Annotated in this window: 17 protein-coding genes; 7 read left to right on the forward strand and 10 right to left on the reverse strand. The window is 72.5% G+C overall.

Annotated elements, in window-relative coordinates; translation table 11 throughout:
• The first annotated feature begins 64 nt into the window (after positions 1-64).
• On the forward strand, positions 65-2014 hold the full coding sequence (locus AC07AW_RS14100) for an alkyl/aryl-sulfatase (RefSeq protein WP_478815699.1): 1950 nt from the start codon (positions 65-67) through the stop codon (positions 2012-2014).
• Between the two features lie 85 nt (positions 2015-2099).
• Here the strand turns inward: AC07AW_RS14100 and AC07AW_RS14105 are convergent, their stop codons facing one another.
• Complete coding sequence (locus tag AC07AW_RS14105; protein ID WP_478815700.1) at positions 2100-3668, reverse strand: glycerol-3-phosphate dehydrogenase/oxidase; 1569 nt, start codon at positions 3666-3668, stop codon at positions 2100-2102.
• Positions 3665-4264 carry a TetR/AcrR family transcriptional regulator gene (locus tag AC07AW_RS14110; RefSeq protein WP_478815701.1) on the reverse strand — a complete coding sequence of 200 codons (600 nt, stop codon included), beginning with the start codon at positions 4262-4264 and terminating at the stop codon, positions 3665-3667. The genes AC07AW_RS14105 and AC07AW_RS14110 overlap by 4 nt, the downstream gene beginning before the upstream one ends.
• Before the next feature lie 74 nt (positions 4265-4338).
• Here AC07AW_RS14110 and AC07AW_RS14115 point away from each other — a divergent pair, with 74 nt between their 5' ends.
• Positions 4339-5934, forward strand: coding sequence for an FAD-binding oxidoreductase (locus AC07AW_RS14115; protein WP_478815702.1), 1596 nt, complete (start codon positions 4339-4341; stop codon positions 5932-5934).
• Positions 5935-6022: 88 nt separating this feature from the next.
• Positions 6023-6904, forward strand: coding sequence for a diacylglycerol/lipid kinase family protein (locus tag AC07AW_RS14120; RefSeq protein WP_478815703.1), 882 nt, complete (start codon positions 6023-6025; stop codon positions 6902-6904).
• Positions 6905-7000: 96 nt separating this feature from the next.
• On the opposite strand, the gene AC07AW_RS14125 is transcribed toward AC07AW_RS14120, so the two are convergent.
• The 3 genes from AC07AW_RS14125 to AC07AW_RS14135 form a co-directional block, all read right to left on the reverse strand.
• On the reverse strand, positions 7001-7999 hold the full coding sequence (locus AC07AW_RS14125; protein WP_478815704.1) for a 1-aminocyclopropane-1-carboxylate deaminase/D-cysteine desulfhydrase: 999 nt from the start codon (positions 7997-7999) through the stop codon (positions 7001-7003).
• Between the two features lie 156 nt (positions 8000-8155).
• Positions 8156-9247, reverse strand: a complete 1092-nt coding sequence (locus AC07AW_RS14130; RefSeq protein ID WP_478815705.1) for a hypothetical protein — start codon at positions 9245-9247, stop codon at positions 8156-8158.
• 57 nt (positions 9248-9304) lie between these two features.
• Positions 9305-10381, reverse strand: a complete 1077-nt coding sequence (locus tag AC07AW_RS14135) for a hypothetical protein (protein ID WP_478815706.1) — start codon at positions 10379-10381, stop codon at positions 9305-9307.
• A 516-nt stretch (positions 10382-10897) separates the two neighbouring features.
• Between AC07AW_RS14135 and AC07AW_RS14140 the strand changes: the two genes are divergently transcribed.
• Positions 10898-12433 carry a PucR family transcriptional regulator gene (locus tag AC07AW_RS14140; RefSeq protein ID WP_478815707.1) on the forward strand — a complete coding sequence of 512 codons (1536 nt, stop codon included), beginning with the start codon at positions 10898-10900 and terminating at the stop codon, positions 12431-12433.
• A gap of 20 nt (positions 12434-12453) precedes the next feature.
• Here the strand turns inward: AC07AW_RS14140 and AC07AW_RS14145 are convergent, their stop codons facing one another.
• Complete coding sequence (locus AC07AW_RS14145) at positions 12454-12852, reverse strand: TOBE domain-containing protein (protein WP_478815708.1); 399 nt, start codon at positions 12850-12852, stop codon at positions 12454-12456.
• Positions 12853-13027: 175 nt separating this feature from the next.
• Positions 13028-13828 (reverse strand): helix-turn-helix domain-containing protein, encoded by an 801-nt coding sequence (locus AC07AW_RS14150; RefSeq protein WP_478815709.1) that lies wholly within the window; start codon positions 13826-13828, stop codon positions 13028-13030.
• Positions 13829-13971: 143 nt separating this feature from the next.
• Between AC07AW_RS14150 and AC07AW_RS14155 the strand changes: the two genes are divergently transcribed.
• Complete coding sequence (locus AC07AW_RS14155; protein ID WP_478815710.1) at positions 13972-14787, forward strand: phytanoyl-CoA dioxygenase family protein; 816 nt, start codon at positions 13972-13974, stop codon at positions 14785-14787.
• 56 nt (positions 14788-14843) lie between these two features.
• The gene (locus tag AC07AW_RS14160) at positions 14844-15122 is read left to right on the forward strand and encodes a hypothetical protein (RefSeq protein ID WP_478816236.1); all 279 of its coding nucleotides are present in this window, start codon (positions 14844-14846) and stop codon (positions 15120-15122) included.
• A gap of 61 nt (positions 15123-15183) precedes the next feature.
• Here the strand turns inward: AC07AW_RS14160 and AC07AW_RS14165 are convergent, their stop codons facing one another.
• Complete coding sequence (locus tag AC07AW_RS14165) at positions 15184-17625, reverse strand: glycoside hydrolase family 9 protein (RefSeq protein WP_478815711.1); 2442 nt, start codon at positions 17623-17625, stop codon at positions 15184-15186.
• Between the two features lie 275 nt (positions 17626-17900).
• Between AC07AW_RS14165 and AC07AW_RS14170 the strand changes: the two genes are divergently transcribed.
• Complete coding sequence (locus tag AC07AW_RS14170; RefSeq protein ID WP_478816237.1) at positions 17901-18884, forward strand: LacI family DNA-binding transcriptional regulator; 984 nt, start codon at positions 17901-17903, stop codon at positions 18882-18884.
• Positions 18885-18929: 45 nt separating this feature from the next.
• On the opposite strand, the gene AC07AW_RS14175 is transcribed toward AC07AW_RS14170, so the two are convergent.
• Both AC07AW_RS14175 and AC07AW_RS14180 read right to left on the reverse strand, forming a co-directional pair.
• A complete protein-coding gene (locus AC07AW_RS14175) occupies positions 18930-20423 on the reverse strand; it encodes a glycoside hydrolase family 43 protein (RefSeq protein ID WP_478815712.1) in 1494 nt (497 codons plus the stop codon).
• Positions 20424-20445: 22 nt separating this feature from the next.
• Positions 20446-22557 carry an alpha-galactosidase gene (locus AC07AW_RS14180; protein WP_478816238.1) on the reverse strand — a complete coding sequence of 704 codons (2112 nt, stop codon included), beginning with the start codon at positions 22555-22557 and terminating at the stop codon, positions 20446-20448.
• Between the last annotated feature and the right edge of the window lie 26 nt (positions 22558-22583).

Genomic DNA, 22583 nt, shown 5'->3' on the forward strand with positions numbered 1-22583 from the left:
GCCCGGTGCCGGCGCCGACGGTTTCTCCGCCGCCCCGCGACCTACGAGAAGGGTGTGTACCGGCATGACTCCCATGGATCGGCGCGGGTTCGTCGCCGCCGCGGTGGGCGCCGCGGCGGCAGCCGTGTCGCTGAACCCGCAGACCGCCGAGGCGCTCTCCGGAGGTCACCGCGCCACGACGCCCTCGCCCACACGGACCGACGGGCTGCCCTACGACGACGAGGCCGACTTCGCCGACGCCGACCGGGGATTCATCGCCGCGTTCACCGGCGGGCCGATCACCACCGCCGCCGGGAAGACCGCCTGGGACCCGGGTGCGTACCGCTTCCTGACGGATGCCGATGCCGCAGGCCCGCCCGGCGGTGTCGACCCGAGCCTGTGGCGGCAGGCCCGGCTCCTGTCCCGTCAGGGGCTCTACGAGGTCACCGACCGGATCTACCAGGTCCGCGGCCTCGACCTGTCCAACATGACCGTCGTCGAGGGCGACACCGGCATCATCGTCATCGACCCGCTGATCTCCGCCGAGACCGCGGCCGCCGCGCTCCGGCTCTACCGGGACCACCGCGGAGACCGCCCGGTCAAGGCCATGATCTACACCCACCCCCACGTCGACCACTTCGGCGGCTGCCGCGGCGTCCTGCCGGACGGCGCGGGTGACATACCGGTGCTCGCCCCGCAGGGCTTCATGGAGCACGCGGTCAGCGAGAACGTCTACGCCGGGCCCGCCATGGCCCGCCGCGCCGCCTACATGTACGGCGCCAAGCTGCCCACCGGTGCCGCCGCCCAGGTGGGCTGCGGGCTCGGGCTGAACGTCTCGCTCGGCACCGTCGGTCTCATCGCCCCCACCCAGTACATCGGGGCCACTGGGCAGGAGGTCACCCTCGACGGGGTCCGCATCCGGTTCCAGATGACTCCCGGGACCGAGTGCCAGGAGGAGATGAACTTCCTCTTCCCCGACCTCCGCGCGGTCTGCATGGCGGAGAACGCCACGCACACCATGCACAACATCCTCACCCTGCGCGGCGCGCAGGTCCGCGACGCCCACGCCTGGGCCGGATACCTGACCGAGTCCATCGGCCTGTACACCGGCGCCGCCGACGTGGCCTTCGCCTCCCACCACTGGCCCACGTGGGGTGCCGAGAACATCGTCGCGCTGCTGACGCACCAGCGGGACCTCTACGGCTACATGCACGACCAGACGGTCCGCCTGATCAACAAGGGCCTCAACGGCGCGGAGATCGCGGAGAGCTTCACGCTCCCGCCCCAGCTGGACCGTGTGTGGGCCAACCGGGGCTACTACGGCTCGGTCAGCCACAACGTCAAGGCGATCTACCAGCGCTACATGGGCTGGTTCGACGCCAACCCCGCGCACCTGTGGGAGCACCCGCCGGCGGAGGAGGCCCGCCGCTGGGTCGAGTCCCTCGGCGGGCAGGCCGCCGTACGCGCCCGAGCCCGGCACTACGCCGACAGAGGCGACCTGCGCTTCGCCGTCACCCTGCTCAACCACGCCGTCTTCAACGACCCGGAGGACACCAAGGCCAAGCGTCAGCTCGCCGCCCTCTACACGCGCCTCGGCCAGGCAGCCGAGAACGCCGTCTGGCGCAACTTCTACCTCACCGGGGCCCAGGAGCTCACCCACGGCGTCACGCCCAGCACCAGCGCCACCCTCGGCCCCGACATGTATCTGGCCCTCACCGTCGGGCAGCTCATCGACGGCCTCGCCGTCCGCGTCGACGGACCCAAGGCATGGTCACTGCGCCTCGCCGTCGACTGGCACATCGGCGGCACCTACTGGCACCTCCGCCTCGCCAACGGCCTGCTCACCTGGACCACCGACACCGGCCCCGCCCCGGACGCGGGTCTGACCATGACGATGACCAAGCCCCAACTCCTCGCCCTGCTCGCCGGCAAGGGAACCACCGGCATCGCCATGACCGGTGATCCCGCACTGCTGCCCCGCCTCCTGTCGGTCCTGGACACCCCCGACCCGGACTTCCCGATCGTCACGCCCTGAACCCCGGGCAGAGGACAAGGACTTCACCCGCAGAGAGGGCGACGGTGCCCCTTGCCTCGATCCGGGGCAGGGGCACCGTGTCCGTTCACCCTGCCTGGGCCGTACGGGCTAGGGCGTCCCGGGCCGCTTCCTCGGCGACGGCGCGGTCCTCCGGGACCACGCCGATGCGGGTGCGGCGGTCGAGGAGGTCGGAGGTGTCGAGGGCGCCTTCGTGGCGGACCGCCCACACCAGTTCGGCGCCCGTGACGGGGTGGCCGGGTACGACGGGCTCGGCCAGGGCGGGGTCTTCGAGACCGAGGGCGTGGACGGCCGCGGCTTCGGAGCCGTAGCGCTGTACGAGGCGGGGCGGGACGTCGAGACCGGCGAGGGTCTGCGGGCGGGCCGCGCCGACGAGGGGGACGGAGGCGGTCCGGCATGCGCCGGCCGTCAGGCCGCGGACGGCGACGGCCGCGTCGACGGCGTCCTGGGCCATGCGGCGGTAGGTGGTCAGCTTGCCGCCGACGACGGTGACGATGCCGTCGGGCGAGGTGAGCACGGCATGCTTGCGCGAGATGTCGGCGGTGCGGCCCTCCGAGTCCTGGGTGTCGAGCAGGGGCCTCAGCCCGGCGAAGGCCCCGACCACGTCGGAGCGGTGGACGGTGACGTCGAGGGCGGAGCCGAGAACGTCGAGGAGGAAGCCGATGTCGGTCTCGGGGACCTCCGGCACGTCGGGGATGTCGCCGTCGACGGGCTCGTCGGTGAGGCCGACGTACACGCGCCCGTCGCCCTGGGGCAGGACCAGGACGAAGCGGTTCGTCTCGCCGGGGATCGGGATGTGCAGTCCGGCGGAGAGCCGGCCGAGGGTTTCCGACCGCAGGACGAGATGGGTGCCGCGCGAGGGCCGGAGACGTACGTCGTCGATGAGGCCGCCCGCCCAGACCCCGGCCGCGTTGACGACGGTGCGGGCGCGGATGCGCAGCTCCTGGCCGGTGGTCTCGTCGCGCACCAGCGCGCCGTCGCCGTGGAGTTCCAGGGCCCGGGTGCGGGTGAGGACGCGGGCACCGTAGGCGGCCGCGGTGCGGGCGATCGCGGTCACCAGGCGTGCGTCGTCGGTGAGCCGTCCGTCCCAGGACAGCAGTCCGCCGCGCAGGCCGACGGGCCGCAGGGCCGGGGCGAGGTGGCGGGTCTCGACGGCCGACAGCGTGCGCGGCTGCGGCAGCGTGCGGCGCGAGGTGCGGGCGCCGACGCGCAGCAGGTCGCCCGCGACGAATCCGGCGCGGGCGAGGGCGGCCTGGCCGCGGCTGACGAGCGGGGTGAGGGGGAGGACGAAGGGCTGGGCGCGCACCAGGTGGGGGGCGGTGCGCTCCATGAGGATGCCGCGTTCGACGGCGCTCTCGTGGGCGACGTCGAGCTGGCCGGACGCGAGGTAGCGCAGTCCGCCGTGGATCAGCTTGGAGCTCCAGCGAGAGGTGCCGAACGCGAGGTCGTGGGCGTCGATCGCGGCGACGGTGAGCCCTCGGGTGGCCGCGTCGAGGGCGGCTCCGGCTCCGGTGGCGCCGAGCCCGACGACGAGTACGTCGACGATGTCGCCGTCGGCGAGCCGGTCCAGTTCGCGTCGGCGCCGCTCGGCATCGAGCGAGGAGCCGGGCAGGGCGGTGCTGGTCGTGGGGTTCATGGGGCGAGGGTCCTCTCCAGCAGGGTGCGCAGCTCTTCGAGGAAGGCGGCTTCGCTCAGGTCGGGATCGTTCTCGTCGGCCATGGTGCGCAGCGAGAGCGTGAAGGACTGGACGACGAGCAGCAGGGACCGGGCTTGCAGGTCGGGGTGGGCGCGGCGTACGGAACCGTCCTCGTGCCCTTCGTCCAGTGCGGTGACGAGGAGCCCGAGCAGGGCGTCCTGGCTGGCGCCCCGCCGGTCGAGGACGTACGGCAGCAGCAGCTCGGGGTCGACGTCGAGGATCTTCTGGAACAGCGGATGGGCTCGGAACGCGGCGACTCCCGCCACCAACCCCTCGACGATCCGGGCCCGTTCGGGCCGGTCGTCGCTGAAGGGCGGCATGGCGTCGGCGGCGACGGCGATCCATTCACGGGTCATCAGGTCGCCGACGAGGGTCCGCACGTCGGGCCAGCGTCGGTAGAGCGTCATCCGGGACACGCCGGCCCGCCGGGCGACGTCGGTGAGGGTGGTTCGCCGCACGCCGACGGCGAGCACGCAGTCGCGTGCTGCGTCGAGGACGGGATCCGCGTCCGCATGGTTGTGACGAATGGGCGTCATCTGTCACAGTGTAATGCCAGTGCGGGCCGAGCGGCAGCGCCGTCCGTGAAACAGACCGTGAGGAACCTCTCGAAGTGGACATGTTGTGGAGCGGCTGGGGCGACCCGGCCAAGGCGGCACCCCTGCCCGAATCGGTCACCGGCCTGCTGCGGGACCTGCTCGGCGTCACCCCGCGAGAGAGCGGCCCGTCCGTCCTCGCCGACATCGACGTGCCCGCCCCGGCGCTGACCGGCGAGGCCATGAGCGCGCTGCGCGCCGCCGTCGCCGCCCCCGACGGCCTGCGGGACGACGCCGAGAGCCGCATCCGGCACACCCGGGGCAAGTCGACCCCCGACCTCCTGCGCATCCGCGCCGGCGAGGTCGACGACATCCCGGCCGCCGTCGTACTCCCCGGCAGTCACGACGAGGTTCTCGCCGTCCTGCGCGCCTGCGCGGACCACGGCCTCTCCGCCGTCCCGTTCGGCGGCGGCACCTCCGTCGTCGGCGGCCTCGCGCCCACCACGAAGCGGCCCTTCGTCGCCCTCGACCTCCGCCGCCTCGACCAGCTCCTCGCCGTCGACGAGGTGTCGCGCACCGCGACCCTGCAGCCCGGGCTGCGCGGCCCGCAGTGCGAGGCGCTGCTCAACGAGCAGGGCTGGACGCTCGGCCACTTCCCGCAGTCCTTCGAATGGGCGTCCGTCGGCGGATTCGCCGCGGCCCGCTCCAGCGGCCAGGCCTCGGCCGGCTACGGCCGCTTCGACGAGATGGTCGTCGGCCTGAAGGTCGCCACCCCCGAGGGCACCCTGTGGAGCGGTCGCGCCCCGCGCTCCGCCGCCGGTCCCGACCTGCGCCAGCTGATCCTCGGCTCCGAGGGCGCCCTCGGTGTGATCACGTCGGTGACCGTACGCATCCGCCCGCTGCCGCAGAAGCGGATCTACGAGGGCTGGCGCTTCGCCTCCTTCGAGGCCGGCACGGCCGCGCTGCGCCGGCTCGCCCAGGACGGCCCGCGGCCCACGGTGCTGCGGCTGTCGGACGAGTCCGAGACCTTCATCGGGCTGGCGCAGCCGGATGCCATCGGCAGCGCCGAACTCCCGGAGAACCCCGGCTGCATGGCCATCGTCGGCTTCGAAGGCACGGAGGCGGACACGGCCGCCCGCCGCGCGGCCGCGCGTGAGGTCCTCCTGGCCTGCGACGGCGAGTTCATCGGCGAGGAGCCCGGCGACAAGTGGGAGCACGGCCGCTACAACGCGCCCTACCTGCGTGACGCGCTGCTCGACGCGGGCGCGTTCGCCGAGACGCTGGAGACGGCCGCGTTCTGGTCCGCGATCCCGGGACTGTACACGGCGGTACGCGACGCGCTGACCAGCACCCTCACCGAGGCCGGGACCCCGCCGCTCGTCATGTGCCACATCTCGCACACGTACGAGAACGGCGCCTCGCTGTACTTCACCGTCGTCTCCGCGCAGGGCGAGGACGCCGTCGCGCACTGGGCGCCGGTGAAGCGGGCGGCGAACGACGCGATCCTGGCGGCGGGCGGCACCATCAGCCACCACCACGGCGTCGGCACCGACCACCGCGACTGGTACGCCCGCGAGGTCGGACCGCTCGGCATCCGCATGCTCCAGGCGGTCAAGGCCGAGGTGGACCCGTCCGGCGTGCTGAGCCCCGGGGTCCTGATCCCCGTCCGCTGAGCACCGCCACCTGAACCCCTCCCCCTGAGCACGTCCCCTGAACACCTCCCTCCCGTACCTCTCCTTCTGCCGCCCGGAGGCCAGATCCATGCGACAGTTCACCGCCGTCGTCAACCCCACCGCAGGGGGATCCAGCGGCACGGCGAGCCTGCTCCCGCTGGCCCGGCTGCTGCGGGAGGCGGGCGCGCGGCTCGACACCGTCTACAGCCGCAGCCTGGAACACGCACAGGAACTCGCCCGGGAGGCCGGAGCGAAGGGGCACGTCGTGCTGGCCGTCGGCGGTGACGGCATGGCCGGCACCGTCGGCGGCGCGCTCAGCGGCACGGACACGGTCTTCGGCCTGGTCCCCGCGGGCCGCGGCAACGACTTCGCGCGCGCTCTGGGGCTTCCCACCGACGCCCCGGGCCTCGCCAAGGTACTGCTCGACGGCGAGCCGCGGGCCGTCGACACCATCGAGGTGGAGTCCGCCCAGCACGCCGGGGTCTGCGTCCTCGGCAGCGTGTACGCGGGTGTCGACGCGGTGGCCAACCGCCACGCCAACGCCTCCCGTCTGCTGCGCGGCGCGGCCTCCTACTACGCCGGAGGCCTCCGGGCGGTCCTCACCTGGAAGCCCGCCGCGTACCGCATCACGATCGACGGGATCCGGCACGAGCGCACCGGCTACACCGTGGTCGCGGCCAACTCCGGGTTCTACGGATTCGGGAGGAACATCGCCCCGGGCGCGCGGGTCGACGACGGCCTCCTCGACGTCGTGGTGATCAAGGAGGCGCCCAAGCACCTCTTCTTCGCCATGATGAACGAACTGAAGACGGGCGTGCACGTGAAGCGTCCTCAGGTCGAGATCCTGCGCGGCAAGGAGGTCCGCATCGAGGCCGACCGGCCCCTCCCGTACGGTGCGGACGGCGAGGTCGACGCGACCCTGCCGGTGACCCTGAGGACGAGGCCCGCGGCTCTCCGCGTACTGGCCTGACCATGGCGCGGACCTCCCGCTCCGTCGCTGCCGAGGGCGCGAACGGGGCGGGGCCGGCCTACCCGTCTCCGCTGCTCGTGCGACCGGGCCTCGCCCTCATCGTGGTCCGTGGGTCTGCAGGAAGACCACCGGGCCGCCGCCCAGCCGGTCCGCCGCGTCCAGGTCGAGCAGAGCCGCGAGCGCCTTGGCGGTGTACGTGCGTTCCAGGGTCAGGCCGGCCTCCGCCGAAGCGAGGGCGAGAGCGCGGTCGCCGGCGGTGGTGGGGTGCGCGTAGCCGTTTCCCAGCCAGGCCGTCTCGGTGCGGATCGCGTCGGGGGCGGGCCCCGCGTCGTCCAGGTCTGCACCCCGGGCCCGGAGCAGGGCCGTGGAGCGGCGGGCCAGGCCGAGGAGGGTCGCGGAGTCCAGTCGCAGAGTGCTGTTGACGACGACGCCGAGGACGCGGGTGCGCAGCCCGGCGAGCCGCAGTCCGAGGGCCAGCCCCGCAGCCGTACCGCCGGATCCCACCGGGGTGACGAGCCACGTCGGCTCCGGCAGCTCCCCGGCCGCGACCTGTGCGCCCAACTCCAGTGCGATCTCGACGGCGCCGAGCGTGCCGAGCGGCGAGGAGCCGCCCGCCGGCAGGTAGTACGGCGGAGTGCGGCCGTGGGTGTGTCGGACGAAGAGCCAGGGCGCGGCCAGGATCAGCCTCGTCTTGGTGCGCAGGAAGTGCAGCGTCGCGCCGGAGGCGCGCAGCCGCTCCAGCTGGGCCCGCACGTGCTGGTCGACCGGGTGGTCGATCAGGCCCAGGGCCACCTCGATCCCCAGCTCCCGTGCGTACCAGGCAGCGGCGAGGCCCCAGTTGGTGCCGAGCCCGCCGACCGAGAGGATGGTCCTCGCGCCGCGCCGCCGGGCTTCCGGCAGAAGCCACTCCAGCTTGCGGACCTTGTTGCCGCCCCAGCCGCCGTCGCCGTATCCGCTCTCGTCCTTGATCCACAGCTCGGAGTGCGTGCCCAGGCCGGGCAGGCGCCGAACCGGCGTGGGGGCCTCACCCAGCCGGAGGAAGGGCAGCGAGTCGGCCAGTTCGGGACAGCGCCGGTGCAGCAGTGGAGGTGGCATGGGGGAGAGGGTAGATCCCCCGGCCGCCGAACGGACCGGATCGGGTGCCAACTGCTGTGAACAACCTGCGAGTTGCCTGGGCGTTCCCCGCACGGCGGACGAGCGGCCTCTCCTGGAGCAGGAGGGGCCGCTCGGAGCCAGGTGCTCGGGGGGGAGTTACCGCTTGTGCCCGTGCCGCACGTCCAGGCAGAGCGCCCAGACGTCGGAGTAGCTGCCCTGGGAGGGCGAACCCCCGCTGTGGGTGGCAGCCGTCCAGTACGACGGGTTGGCGCCCCCGTCGCCGACCGGGGTGCCGGCGGCGTCGCTCGGGAAGCTGCCGTTGAGGTGGGGACCGCCCGAGGTCGCCTTGCTGAAGTCGGTCGTGGTCACGTTGCCGCCGCTGATCGCGGCGCCGCCGCTGACCAGCTGCCCTTCCTCGCGGGAGCAGCCGGCCGTCGCCGTCTGTCCCGTGGAGGCCGTGTTCGGGCCGCTGACCTCGGTGAAGCGGACCGTCGTGGAGACGTGCTTGAGGTCGATGCCGTCCGCGCTGCAGATCGCGTAGGCATAGGTCATGTTGTCCTCGCCGCGTCCGCCGCCGATCCCGCCGACCGCCGTCCAGGAGTCGGGGTCGCGCTCGCCGTCACCCGCCGCGATCGAGCCGAAGTGGTGTGCGGCGTCGTTGAAGGTGGGGAAGCTTGCGATCGGCTTGAGGCTGCCGACACTGGCCGGGGTGGTGCGGGCTCCGCCGCCGATCAGGACGGTGTCGGCCGGGCAGGTCGCCGTGACGAGCTTGGACGAAAGCCCGACGGACGGCCCCTGGGCCTTGTTCATGACCACCTGGGTGTGCCTGATCAGGTTGCTGTCGAGGCAGATCGCGTACGGGGTGGTGGAGAAGGCGTCGCTGCTGCGGCTCCCGCTTCCGCCGAACGCCATCCAGTGCGTGGCATCGGTGCCGACGATCCCGGGCACGTCGGTGTACTCGGTGGCTCCGTCGGCACTGGGCACCATGCCCATCACGTGGTTGCCGTTGGACATCTCGTCGTTGCCGATGGCCTGGTCGGCCCCGCCGCCGGAGACGAGGCCGTCGGGGCAGTCGGCGTGCGAGGAGACCCCGGTGAAGGGAGTCGCGGGGCCCATGGTGGCCCCGGGGGTGACGACGGTGACGTCGACGGTCTTGGCGTACGCGGCTCCCGGCACCGCGACGGTCAGCAGGGCGGTCAGGATCAGGGCCTTGCCCGTGGCGGAGCCCCGCCGGATTGTCGTGCTCATCGGACTCTCTCTCGTGTGTTCATGCGGATGGCCGGCCGGCTGTCGGGAACGGCTGCCTCAGACACCGTCGTTGGCGCACAGCGCCCAGGCGTCGGTGTACGTGCCGGGAGAGGACTGGCCGCCGGTGTGGGCGGAGGCCGTCCAGTACGCCGCCGTGGTGGTCCCGTCGCCGACCACGGCGCCCCCGGAGGTGCTGGGGAAGCTGCCGTTGAGGTGGTCACCGCCCGAACCCGGACCGGTGAAGTTCGTGGAGGTCACGTTGCCGCCGCTGATCGCGGCGCCGCCGCTGACCAGGTTCCCGTCGCCCTGGCCGCAGCCCACGGTCGCCGTCCGGCCGGTGCTCCCGGTGGTCGGGCCGCTCACCTCGGTGGAGCGGACCTTCACCGTGGCGCCACTGATGTTGATGCCGCTTCCGCTGCAGATCGCGTACGCGTAGGTGTAGTTGGCGCTGTTGGCGCCGGAGTCCCAGCCGACCGCCGTCCAGGAGTCGGGGTTCGTCTCTCCGTCCGCTGCGGCCTTCGCGCCGTAGGCGTGCGCGGAGTTGTTGAAGGTGGGGAAGCTCGCGATCGTCTTGAAGCTGCCTGTGTTGCCCGGGGTGGTGCGGGCGCCGCCGCCGAGCAGGCGGGTGTCGGCCGGGCAGGTCGCCGTGACGAGGCCTGCGGTCGCCCCGGAGGTGGGGGTGTTGGCCTTGCTCATGACGACCTGGGTGTGGTTGATCAGGCTGCTCGTGAAGCACATGGCGTAAGGGGTGGTGGAGAAGGAGGCATTGACCTGGCCCCCGCTTCCGCCGATGCCGAGCCAGTGCGTCACGTCGGTGCCGACGACACCGGTGGAGCCGGTGTACTCGGTGGAGCCGTCGGAGCTGGGCGCGGTGCCGTTGACGTGGTTGCCGTTCACGCTCGCCCCGGTGCCGATGGCCTGGTTGATCCCGCCACCGGAGACGAGTCCGCTGGAACAGTCGGCGTGGGTCGATATCTCGGAGTCGGCGGAGGCGGGACCGTTGGTGGCCCCGGGGGTCTTCACCGTCACGCTCACGGAGTTGGCGTAGGCGGTTCCCGGCACGGCCAGGGCCAGCACAGCGCCGAGGACCAGCACCTTGCTCACAGCAGGGCGCGGCGACAGGTTTCTTGTCATCGGATTCCATCTCTCTGATGGTCGGCATGGACGGCGACTGGGGACCGAAGAGCGGTTCGACCGCAGTGCCGCGAAGAAGGAGGGCCCGGACGTGTGGACGGGGTCCTGGCTGACTCTGGAGTGAGGGTGGGGTCGGACTGCCGGGGAGGACGGGAGCCCGTGCGCTGCGACATCGAGGGTCACTCATGCGTACGCAAATGCGGACTGTAGCAGTAGACCGCAGCAACATCTACACGCTCCACTGGCGATTATCCTCGCATTCGTGTGTCGTCGACCTGGCGGATGCGGGGTGCGCGCAGGTCACGGCCGGCGGCGTGACCGACCCCGACTCCGACTCCGACCTCAGCGCCGAATCGAGCACCTTCGCGCCCGCTTCCGCGCCTCGCACTGCCCTGGCCTGGAGGATCAACCAAGAGCTGTTTTGCGTCCTGGCTTTGGCATTTACGATGTCTCGTCTCGCATTCGCCTCGTGAATGTGAGCGCGGGGCACTCCCGCGACCGCGCTAGGAGTCTCTTATGCACGTCGGCCATCTCCTCCGTCTCGACCGTCTGGACCTCTCCCTCGTCTGGGGCGACGAGGCGCTGCTCGGCCAGGAGATCGGCGGCGTGACGGCCACGGATCTGGAGGATCCGGGGCGGTTTCTGCAGCCGGGGGAGATCGTCCTCAGCGGACTGGTGTGGTGGAGCCGGGGCGGTGGTCCGGGCAAGACCGAGCGCTTCGTCTCCGCTCTGCGCGAGGCGGGCGCGGTGGCTCTGCTCGCCGGGGAGGAGGCCCACGGAGAGGTGCCGCGGCAGCTGGCCGAGGCGTGCCGGAAGCACCGCATCGCCCTGATCGCCGTGCCCGCGCATACGACGTTCCGGGCGATCACCGAGGCGGTCTACCTCCGGCAATGGAGTGAGCTGAGCCGCCGGCCCACGGACCACTTCGCCTTGCCGGAGAACGTCCGCCTGGACCTGGACCGCGCGCTGGAGAACGGTGCGACGGCGGGTGAGCTGCTGGGCCGGGCGTTCGCTCATCTCGGCATGCCCGCCTGCCACTTGCTGACCAGCAGCGGCCGTACGGTCGCCCGGACCGGTGCCGCCCGGGCGGAACTGCCGGCCCGGCGGGCCGCTGAGCTCGTGCGTGGCGGGGACGGTACGACGGTACGTGTCGAGGCCGACGGCACGGTCTACGACACCTGGCACCTCCACCTGCCCGAGGCGGGCCAGGTGCCCCCGCGGGTCCTCCAGGAGATAGCCGAACTCCTCGGTCGTCACCGGCGCCGGGAGGACCGGAACCGGGCGGCGAGCAGTGCGGCCTTCGCGGAACTCGTCGACGCGGTGGGTGCGCCGCGCTTCGACAGCCACCGTGTGCGCGGCGCGTTGGCCTCGTGCGGCCTCGCCGACAGTGACGCGTACACCGTGGTCGTCGCGGCCTCGGACACGCCCGGGGACGCCGGTGCTCTCGGCGTCGCCGCACTCACGGAGGCGCTGCGTCACGTTCCCGCCGTCGCGTTCGCCGTCGCCGACGGTCCCGGTGGAGAGGCGATGGCGGTGGTCGCGCACGAGAGGGAGGCGGCGTCGGGTGTACGGGCTCGGCTGGCCGACGCATGGCCGTTGGTCCACGGATGCAGCCCGGACATCGCTCTGCACGCGGGGGTCAGTGGGCCCGCCGCCACCCCTGCGGGCTTGAACACCGCACTGACTCAAGCCCGTTACGCCCTGGCGGCGGCCCGCACCGCAGCACCGTCGTCACCTGGCGTCGCCGGACTCGGTGACCTCGACGGGTTGGGCAAGCTGATGGCCGGCATTCCTGTCGACGTACGGAACGTGTACCGCGAGACCGTCCTCGGACCGCTCCTCGGCGCCGGCCGCGGGTCGAGCACGATGCTCCTGGAGACCTTGGAGGTCTTCCTGGCACACGACTGCTCGTGGGCGAGAACCGCCGAGGCCCTCCACGTCCACGTCAACACGGTCCACTACCGCGTCGAACGCATCGAGGCCCTCACCGGCCGGGACCTGTCGCGGCTCGAGCACAAGGTGGACCTGCGCGCGGCACTGCTCTGCCACTGACAGTCCGTGCGCCGGAGCGGTCAGGACAGGTCGATGTGCACGCTCGTCGACTTCACCCGGGCCGTCACCGTGACGCCGACATCGAGCCCCAGCTCCTCCACGGCCTCCCGCGTCACCAGCGAGACCAGCCGGTGCGGGCCGGACTGGACCTCCACCTGCGCGGCCACATCGTCCATCCGTACCCCCGTGACGATGCCCACGAAGGAGTTCCGGACGGAGGTCGACACGTCGTCCTCCGGAACCGCGTGCAGCCCGGCGCCCCGCTCCTGCGCGAAACGGGCCAGGGCCGTCCCTTCGATCACCCGCTTGCCGGCCCCGTCCCGCTCCATGGCCAGCTTGCCACCGTCCGCCCACCGGCGAACGGTCTCCGAACTCACTCCGAGCAGCTGCGCTGCCTGCCCAATGCTGTATGACGGCACCATCGCACTCTAGGCCACGCCCGGAACCACGCGGCACGGAGGAGGACACCAGCAGCTGGAACGCGACCCTCGACGGCACCCCCTGCAGCACCGCCTGAAGGTCCCTCGCCGCACCACACAGGCCCCGGGATGCGGGCCCGTTCCACCCCGTCGGGCGGGCTGAGGTGGTCCGTGTCTACGGCGCCGTGCTGTCGCGTGGTGCGGGCCCGGCGCTCCGGACACCGCGCGGTGACGCGCCGAGCTCGCGGCGGCAGGCCTTGTTGAACGCCTGCAGGTCGGGAATGCCGACCGAGGCGGCGACGGCGGGGATGGAGAGTGTGGTGGCCCGCAGGAAGTGGCCCGCGCGTTCCATCCGGCGGGCCCGGATGTATCCGACCACGGTCTTCCCGGTGGCGGCGCGGAACAGCCGGGTCAGGTGATTGTGCGAGACACCGGCGGCCTTCGCGATCTCCGGCACCGTCAGGGATTCCGCCAGCCGCGCCTCGATCAGGGCCGTCGCGGCCGCCACCGTCGGATGAACGGCCCGCGCGTTCTGCTCCCGCGGCGAAGGGAGCTGGGCGATCCGCCACAGGGCCGCCCATACTTCGGCGGCGGCCCGGGCAGGGGTGTTCGGCCAGGCATCCAGGGCCTGCCGCACCTGTGAGGTGAGCGGACCGAGCTCGGGGCCCGCGGGCTGGATCACGGGGATGCTGTGGGGCGGGCCCGCCGAGCCCAGGCGGAAGTGGACGTAGAGATGTTCCGAGCGGCCCCGGTAGCGGAAGCGCACCTCGCTTCCGGGCGGTACGAGGCTGACCCGTCCGGGGCGGATCGCGTGCTCGGTGCCGTCGACCGTCAAGTCCGCTTCGTAGCCGTACAAGTGGAGCTGCCACAGGTCCGGCAGCGAGAAGACGTCCACATGCCCGGCCGGCCCGTGCACGCCGATGCCGACGGCGGCGAGAGTGGGCGGCTCGTCGAGCGGGGCGAGGACCGTCTGCATGGCCAGGTGTCTACCACGGCGTACGCGGCCCGCACCAGGGCGTGATCTTCGACGCGCGCGCCGGGCCAGGGGGTGAGAATCGACCAGTGGAGGGTGAACGCGGCCCACGCGGTGGACGGCGGGCCGGACCTAGCGTGGCGGTCATGGACAACAGGAAAGAACTGCTGAGCTCCGTGCGGATGGCGCGCTTCGTGGCACGCGGATCACTGCGTCTCGACGGCGTGGTGCCGCCGGATCTGAACGCCGAGGGCCTCGCCGTACTGGCGGACGGGGTACCGCCGGTGCCGTACGGGACACCTCTTTCCGAGGCCTACACGGAGGGCTCCTTCGTCCGCAGGCTTCTGGAACTGCCCCAGGTGGCCGGGGCCCTGTACAGCCTGGTCGGACCGGAGCCGTGGGTGGACCACCACTTCGTCCACACGCGCGAGCCCCGCGGCGGCGAAGCGCAGCCGTTGCACGGGGACGCCATCATCGACGTCCGACCTGACGCCTTCGACGTGCAGTTGATGTACTACCCGCAGGCCGTGACGCTGGAGATGGGCGGAACGCTCAGCGTGCCGGGCAGCCATCTGCGGCGGATCAACGAGTCGGACACCGGTCGCTACCAGAACCTGCGCGGTCAGGACCGGTTGGTCTGCCCGGCCGGGACCGTGGTGTTTCTGCACCATGGCATCTGGCACGGGGGCCGGCGCAACGACAGCGACATCCTGCGCTACATGTTCAAGATCCGGTTCAATCCGCGGGTGCGTCAACAGCGCCTGTGGGACACCTCGGATCTCGACGACCCGCAGGTGAACGCGGAGCTGGACACGATGTTCCCCTGGTACGAGTGGGCGACCGGCCGCCTGGAGCGGTACAACCGCATCCTGCTGTGGCGGGAACTGACGGGCGATGCCGGCTTCGACCTCGACCACTGGGTGACCAGGGTCTCCAACCGCCCCAAGGAGACGGTGGCATGACGACGGAAACGATCCTGCCCGCGCGAGCGAACGGCCAGGACACCACCACCCCGGTGCTGCGACAGGAGGTGCTCGTGCTGTACCTGGCGGGCTCGGCGCTGGACTCCCACGTCGTCGGCTGGTCCCGCTACGACGGCACCGGCTGCACCTCGCCCACCACGGGCGACAGCGACGAGCCGCCGTACGAGTCGGGGGTGGCCGCGCTCCGGGACGGCTGGCGGCTGTTCCAGGCGGCCCAGCTGATTCCGCCGTACCCGGGCCACGAGTACGACGTCTCCTTCCTCAAGCACGAGTTCTTCTTCGAACGGATCGTCGACGTGCGGGCGGCGTCGTAGCGCGCGGCCCCGTCCGGCCCGACGTACCGAACCGGTACGTCGGGCCGGACGTTCGTGACGCTCAGGAGCAGACAGCGCCGTTCAGCGTGAACCGCGTCGGTACCGCATTCGCACCCGAGTACGTGGCCTGGAACCCGAAGTCGGCGCTGCCACCGGGCGCCAGCGTGCCGTTCCACCCGGCGTCCCGGGAGCTCACCGCGCTGCCCGACTGGCTCACCGTCGCGTTCCAGGCTCTGCTGATCCGCTGGTCGCCCGCGAAGCTCCACCCGAGGTTCCAGCCGGAGACCGGCGACGTCCCGGTGTTCCGCACGGTCACGGTCGCCGTGAAACCGTTCCCCCACGAGCTGTCCACCCGGTACGTCACCGCACAGGACGCCGCGGGCGGCGCCGTCTCGTCGTCCACCTCGGTCGCCGTGAAGGTCGCCGCCCGCACCCCGCTCCCGCCGACGGTGAATGTCGCGCTGCCGGCCACCGCGTCCGCGTCCTGCGCGGCGGACACCGAAACCTCCTGCGTCGTGGCCCAGTTGGCGGGGGTGAACACGAGCGTGGCACCCGCCGTCGCGGACAGGTCCTGGTCGCCCGCCGACCGGGCCACCGTCACCGTGACGTTCTGCGCGGGCGCGGCCGACAGCCGCACCCCCACCGGCGTCGAGCCGCCCTCCGGTACCGTCACCGCCGTGGGCGCCACCTGCACGGAGGGCTCTGCCGGGGCAGCGCGCCGCTCCGCGGCGAAGGCCGCCAGCCACGCCAGCGACGAGTTCCAGTTGATCGCCACCTCGTTCGTGGAGTACGAACCGATGTCGTCCACATAGCAGGCCGCCGGGGCGCAACCGCTCAGCTTCTCCTTCGCCACCGGGTCCTCGAGGCCCGCGTTCGGCCCACCGGCGAAGGAACCCGCTGGCGGATGCGGCAGCGAGGCGTCGTTCTGATGCGCCCAGAAGCGGTGATGCTGGTTCTCCGAGGCGCGTTCGCCGTAGCCCGTGACGTACGAGCGGTCCAGGGCGTTGCGGCCCAGCAGGTAGTCCAGCGACTCCAGCGCGCCCGCACGGTAGCGCTGCGCACCGGTGAGCTCGAACGCGACGGCCAGCATCATCGCGTTGTTGGAGACAGCGCTGTTGGATCCCCACACGTAGCCGGTGGCCGGGATCGGCACCCCGTACGCCTGGCCGGCCATGGTGGAGAGATATCCGTCGGCCGTCGCCGTCAGCAGACCGCGCACCCGGGCCACGTCGTCGGCGGGCAGGGCCACGCCGGGGACGGTGGCGAGGGTGATCCGGCCGAGTGTCGCCGTACCGCCCCACCAGAATCCGTCCGCGGGCCCGGAGTGATGCGGGGAGGAGGTCACGGCGTCCCGGTACTGCGCCTCGCCGGTGGTGGCGAGCAGTTCGGCCGCGGCCCAGTAGAACTCGTCCGAGACGTCGGCGTCCTCGTACGCGCCGCCGCCGGTGTTGTCGGTCGCCGGAGCGAGCACGTTCGGGTTGGCCTTGGCGGCCGTCCAGGCGCGGCGGGCCGCGTCCAGGCAGCGGGTGGCGAAGGCGGTGTCGTACGGCGCGTACACCCGGGCGCACTGCGCGGCGGTGGCCGCCAGGTTCAGCGTGGCCGCCGTGGACGGACGGTGCAACTCACGTATCTTGTCGTCGAGTTCGGGGCGGGTCGGCAGGGCGGTCCACTCGGCGTCGTGCATCTTGTGGAAGGCCATCCCGGCCGACGGCCGGCCCTCCGGGACCTGCATCCGCATCAGGAAATCCAGCTCCCAGCGCGCCTCGTCCAGCACGTCCGGCACCCCGTTGCCGCGCTCGGGCACCCTCAGCGTCGCGTCGCCGAGCGCGGCGTCGCCGCCGGAGCGGCGGGCCCGCTCGAAGGAGTTGACGATCTGCCAGGTCGCGATGCCGCCGTTGACCACGTACTTGCCCTGGTCGCCGGCGTCGTACCAGCCGCCGCGGACGTCCATCCGGTAATCGCACACCCCGGCCTGGCAGGGCACGCTGGTGTCGCCCTTGTTCGGGGCAACACCCAGGTGCCCGGCGGGGCGGGCGTACGCGCCGCCCGTCAGGCCCGCGTCGATCGCGATGCCGCTGCGCTGCTGGTAGAAGAACGACATGCTGTCGGCGCGCAGTCCGTCGTACAGCGACGCGGAGATGTCGAACGGGTGGCTGGCCTGACCGCTGACCACCAGGGTGAAACCCGTGCCGGTGCCGGTGTAGCCGCCGAAGTCCACCAGGTGCGTCGACTGGCCGGACGCCTGATCGGCGCCGCGCACCGTGGTGGCGCCCGACGCGACCTGCGTACCGGAGGCATCGCGCAGCTGCCAGGCGAGCGGAGCGGTCGCGGAGCTGACGACGGTGGCCCGTTTCGGGCCGTCGGGGAGATAGCCGAGCTGGTTGATCCGGACGGGGGGATCGGCCGACGCCGTGAGGGCCGAGTCCGCCGCTGACGCGGTGGTGGTCAGGGTGGCCGCGGCCAGCGCGAGACCGGTGAGTAAGGCGGCGGTGCGACGTGACACACCGCGGAGGGTGAGAGGAGACAAGGGTGGGGGGCCTTCCGCGAACGGGGACGAGGATGGGAGCGCTCCCACGTCTCATCAAGCCAGCGTTGTAGGTGTCCCGTCAAGATGTCCGTCAGGTGTTCCTGGAAGCGTCCGCGATCACCACCGCACCGAGCCCGGAGATGCCAGAATGGCGGGCGGCAGCAGCGGAGGGGAGCAGGACCGTGGCGGACGAGCGAGCGGGAGAGCCTTCGGCCGAGGACGCGCGGCAGCGCGGCAGCGGTCCCGTGTCGGTGACGATCGCGTTCATCGCCGAGTCGGCGGGCGTCTCGGTGCCCACGGTGTCGAAGGTGCTCAACGGCCGCACCGGGGTCTCGGACGAGACCCGGGCCCGCGTCGAGCGGCTGATCCACCAGCACGGCTACCGCAAGCCTCCCAAGAACCGCAGCAACCTCGTCGAACTCGTGTTCCGCGAGCTGGAGAACATGTGGGCCGTGGAGATCATCCGTGGTGTGGAGCGGGTGGCCCGCAGGAACCGCGTCGGGGTGCTGGTGTCGGAGTTCGGGCTCCGTGAACCGGTGTGCAGGACCTTCGACGACACCGTGGAGCGGCGCCCCCGGTGCGTGCTGTCGGTGGCGCAGCTGTCCGAGGCGGAGCGGGACCAGCTGGCGGCGAAGGGGATCCCGTACGTCGTCTTCGACCCCGTCGACGAACTGCCCGACGGCGTGCCGTTCGTGGGCGCCACGAACTGGCGCGGCGGTCAGACGGCCACCCGGCACCTGCTCGACCTGGGGCACCGGCGCATCGCCATGATCAGTGGGCCGGACCACTCCTTCTGCCGCGCCCGGCTCTCCGGTTACGTCTCCGCCCTCGCCGAGGCCGGCCTGCCCCTGGAACCGGAACTGGTGGTCAAGACCCAGCTCACGCGCGAACACGGGTACGCCGCGGCGCGTGAGCTGCTGTCCCGCCCCGTCCGCCCCACCGCCGTGTTCACCGCGAACGACATGCAGGCCCTCGGGGTCTACCAGGCTGCGCGCGAGTTGGGCCTGCGCATCCCGGACGACCTCAGCGTGGTGGGCTTCGACGACGTGCCGACCGTGGCGTGGGTGGATCCCCCGCTGACCACGGTCCATCAGCCGCTCGCCGAGATGGCGTCGGCCGCCACCGAGCTCGCCCTGGCGCTCGGCCGGGGTGAGGAGGTTCCTCAGGTGGGACTGGAGATCGCGACCACCCTCACCGTCCGGGGGAGCACGGCTCCGCCGAAGGCCGCCTCCTGACCCCGGTCGTCGGGCCGCGGAGGCCCGCGGCCCGAGCCGCGGTCATCAGGCCGATCGCGGCTCGTAGTCGAACCAGTCGAAGTGGACGGTGCCGGCCGAGGCGTACATGCCGATGACACGGCCGGTGAAGCCGCCTGCCACCTCGGTCGACAGATAGCGCCCGTCGAGTGTGCCGAGCACGGTGAACGTTCCGTCCGGCTCCTCGACACCGAAGGAGAGCAGGTCGGGTCCGGTCCGGGGGCCCTCCGGCGGGTGAGGAGCGATCTCGAGGCCGAGAACCACCGGTCCGGCGGGTACGGGTCGGGACGCCACCTCCGTGCGCAGCGGGCCGACGCGGGCGAACACCTTCACCTCTCCGGCAGCCGCCTCGATCTCGTAGTGGTGCCGTTCGTCCAGGCGGACGGCCAGGCCGCCGCGTCCCTCCGCGGGGTCGACCAGTGTGCGTACCCCGCAGGACAGGTGCTGCTGGCGGCGGCCGACGAACACCACGTCGGGCTCGTCGAGGGAGTCGCCGGCGGCGTGGAGCGTCAGCCAGCCGGGCCGTTCCTTCGTCGTGCACAGCCGCGCGGGGCGCTCGCGCAGCGACACCCAGCAGGGCTGCAGTGCGGCCTGGTCGAAGTCGTCCCGGACCGGTATGCCGGGGACGGGGTGGAGCGGCCAAGGCGGCGCGGGCATACGGGTGGTGAGCTCGCCGACGACCGGCCAGCCGTCCACCCATTCCACCGGGGCGAGGAAGGTCTCGCGTCCGAGTACGTGCCAGCCGGGGGTCCCGCCGCGCGGCCGCACGCCGAGCAGCACCATCCACCACGAGCCGTCGGGGCCCTGGACGAGGTCCGCGTGGCCGGTGTTCTGGATGGGGTGATCGGTGCTCCGGTGGGTGAGGATGGGATTGGCCGGGCACGGCTCGAAGGGGCCGGCGGGCGTCCGGCCGCGGGCGACGGACACGCCGTGACCGCGCTCGGTGCCGCCTTCCGCGATCATCAAGTACCAGTAGTCGCCGATCCGGTAGAGGTGCGGCGCCTCGGGGGCCGCGCCGCCGGTGCCGGACCACAGCTGCCGCGGCTCGCCGGACGTCTCGCCGGTGTACGGGTCGAGACGGACCTGCGAGACGCCCGCGACGGTGCACCAGCAGGTGCCGTCCTCGTCCCAGCTGAGATCCGGGTCGATGCCGGGGACTCCGGGGAGTCCGACCGGGTCGGACCAGGGCCCGGCGGGGTCGGTGGCGGTGAAGAGCAGGTTGCCCTCTCCCTCGGCCACGTTCGTGACGATCAGCCAGAAGCGGCCGTCGTGGTGGCGCAGCGTCGGCGCGTAGATCCCACCCGACGACGCGGTGTCGGGGTACAGGCGCAGCTGGCTGGGCCGGTCCAGGGCGTTGCCGATCTGGGCCCAGTGCACCAGGTCCCGGCTGTGGAAGACCGGAATGCCGGGAAAGTACTCGAAGCTGGAGCAGACGACGTAGTAGTCGTCGCCGACGCGGCAGATGCTGGGGTCGGGGTGGAAGCCCGGGATCACGGGGTTGCTGACGGTGCCGTCTGACATGGGGGCAGTTCCGTTCGGGAATCTAGGTGTTCGGGACGGGGCTGTGGACGAGGCGGAGCAGGACCGCCGAGGGAGCCGTGGGCAGGCTCAGGGCGAGTTCGGCCGTGTCCGCCCGCCAGGTGGACGTGGACCGCCCGCCGGAGGGGTACAGCACCTCGGCGCGGATGTCGGCGCCGCGCAGGTGGGGGAGGGGGAGCGCCACCGTGTCCTCCGCTCCGGGGCGGCGCCAGACCGTGAGGTACGTGACGTGGGGGGTGTGCAGGGAGAGGGCGATCCAGGCGTCGTCCCAGGCCGGCAGGCCGAGCGGCCAGGCGGGTACGGCCTGCGGCAGGTCGGCGCGAAGGGACTTGTACACGGCGACGGCCTCGTGGACCAGGGCCTCCGGCCGGAGTTCGGTGAGGCGCCCGGAGAGGTGGATGCGGCCGAGGAGCGCGTTGGCCATGGTGAAGGCCACCTCGTCGAGGGAGTCCTCGGGCTGCGGATAGGCCCAGACCGCGCCCTGTTCGGGGGTGACGGCCGTCGGGGCGGCCGCTGCGATCGGGGGGTAGAGCAGCAGGTCCTGCTGGTCGCTGGTGGACTGCAGCTGCAGCCGGGAGAGCAGGGCGTAGTCCATCCGCATGCCGCCGGAGCCGCAGTTCTCCACCACCAGGTGCGGGTGCCGGTCCAGGATGCCGTCGAGCCAGTCGAGATGGGCCCGGTTGTGGCCGAGCAGGCCGGCGGCCGGGGTCTCTCCCGGTCGCGCGCTGGTGCCGGATCCGTGGTCGGTGTTGTGGTCGAGCTTGAGGTAGCCGACGCCCCACTCACCGACCAGACGGTCCACCACCCGGTCCAGGTGGGCGCGGGCGGCGGGGTGGCGCAGGTCGAGGTGGTGGCGGCCCCCGGCCTCGACGATGCGCTGTCCGTCGCGGCGGAAGAAGGCCTCCTCCGGCAGGGACTTCGCGACCGGGCTGGAGACGCCGACCGCCTCCGGCTCCAGCCACAGGCCGGGCACCATGCCCCGCTCGCGGACGCGGTCCAGGACCTCGTGGATCCCCCGGGGGCCGGGGAAGCGGGAGGCGGACGGCTCCCACGCTCCGACGGCCGGCCACCAGCCGCCGTCCTCGTCGTCGTACCAGCCGGCGTCGATGACGAAGTACTCCGCCCCGGCCTCGGCGGCGGCGTCGACCAACGGCAGCAGTTTCCCGGTCGTGGGGTCGCCCATCAGGCAGTTCATGTAGTCGTTGAAGACGACCGGCAGCCGCTGGAGGTCCGGGTGCGGGCGGCGCAGGACCCGGCGGTAGCGGGTGAGGGTGGCGAAGGCGTCGTCCGGGCCGCCGTTCGCGGCGAGCGCCAGGGCCACCGGCACCGTGCGGAACTCGGCGCCGGGTTCCAGGGCGTGGCGCCAGCCGTGGTCGGGGTCGTTGGGACCGAGGAGTGCCACGAACGCCGAGTCGTCGCGCTCTCCGCACTCCCAGCGCCAGCCGCCGCCGTTGTGCTCGATCTGCCACAGCCAGGTGCGGCCGGAGCGGCGGTCGGTCAGCCCGCCCATCGGCAGGTGGCCGCAGCTGGACCAGGCGCCCTGCCCGGCCACGACGCGCGGGCTCCGGCCGGCGCGGATGCGGAACCGGCGGTTGAGGCCGGGCGAGGTCACCCGCAGCGGGGCGTGCTGCCAGCGGCACTCGGCCAGCCAGTCGTTCTCCGCCCACCACAGGTCGGCGGCGTCCAGGTCCGCCGGGTCGCCCCCGGTGAGGCAGCCCACGACGAGCGAAGCGGCCGACTCCAGGTGCAGCGTGACCGGCCCCTCGTTGCGCAGGACCACCTCGCCGCGCAGCACCGGCAGGCCCTCCGGGGAGCGGTAGACCGCCTCCGCGGCCAGGCCGGTCTCGGGGTCGTGGAGTTCGACGGTGAGCACGTGCCAGTCGCCCTCGCGGGTCGCGTGGTGGGCCCGGTGGCGCAGCCGCGCCCCGACGGCCGTGTCGATGAGGTGGCGGCCGGACCAGTGGCGGCCGTGGCCCGCGACCATCACCTCCACGAGCGGCAGCGGCGCTTCCGTACGCGGGTCGGAGCCGGGCGCGCCGATGCGCGTCAGCCGGGCGGTGCCGTCCTGGTGGACGGCGATGTCCACCGCGAGGGCCTGATGGCCCCAGTGGATCATCCGTGGTTCGTCGGACACGGTGCTTC

The organism is Streptomyces sp. NPDC044003, from assembly GCF_056435185.1.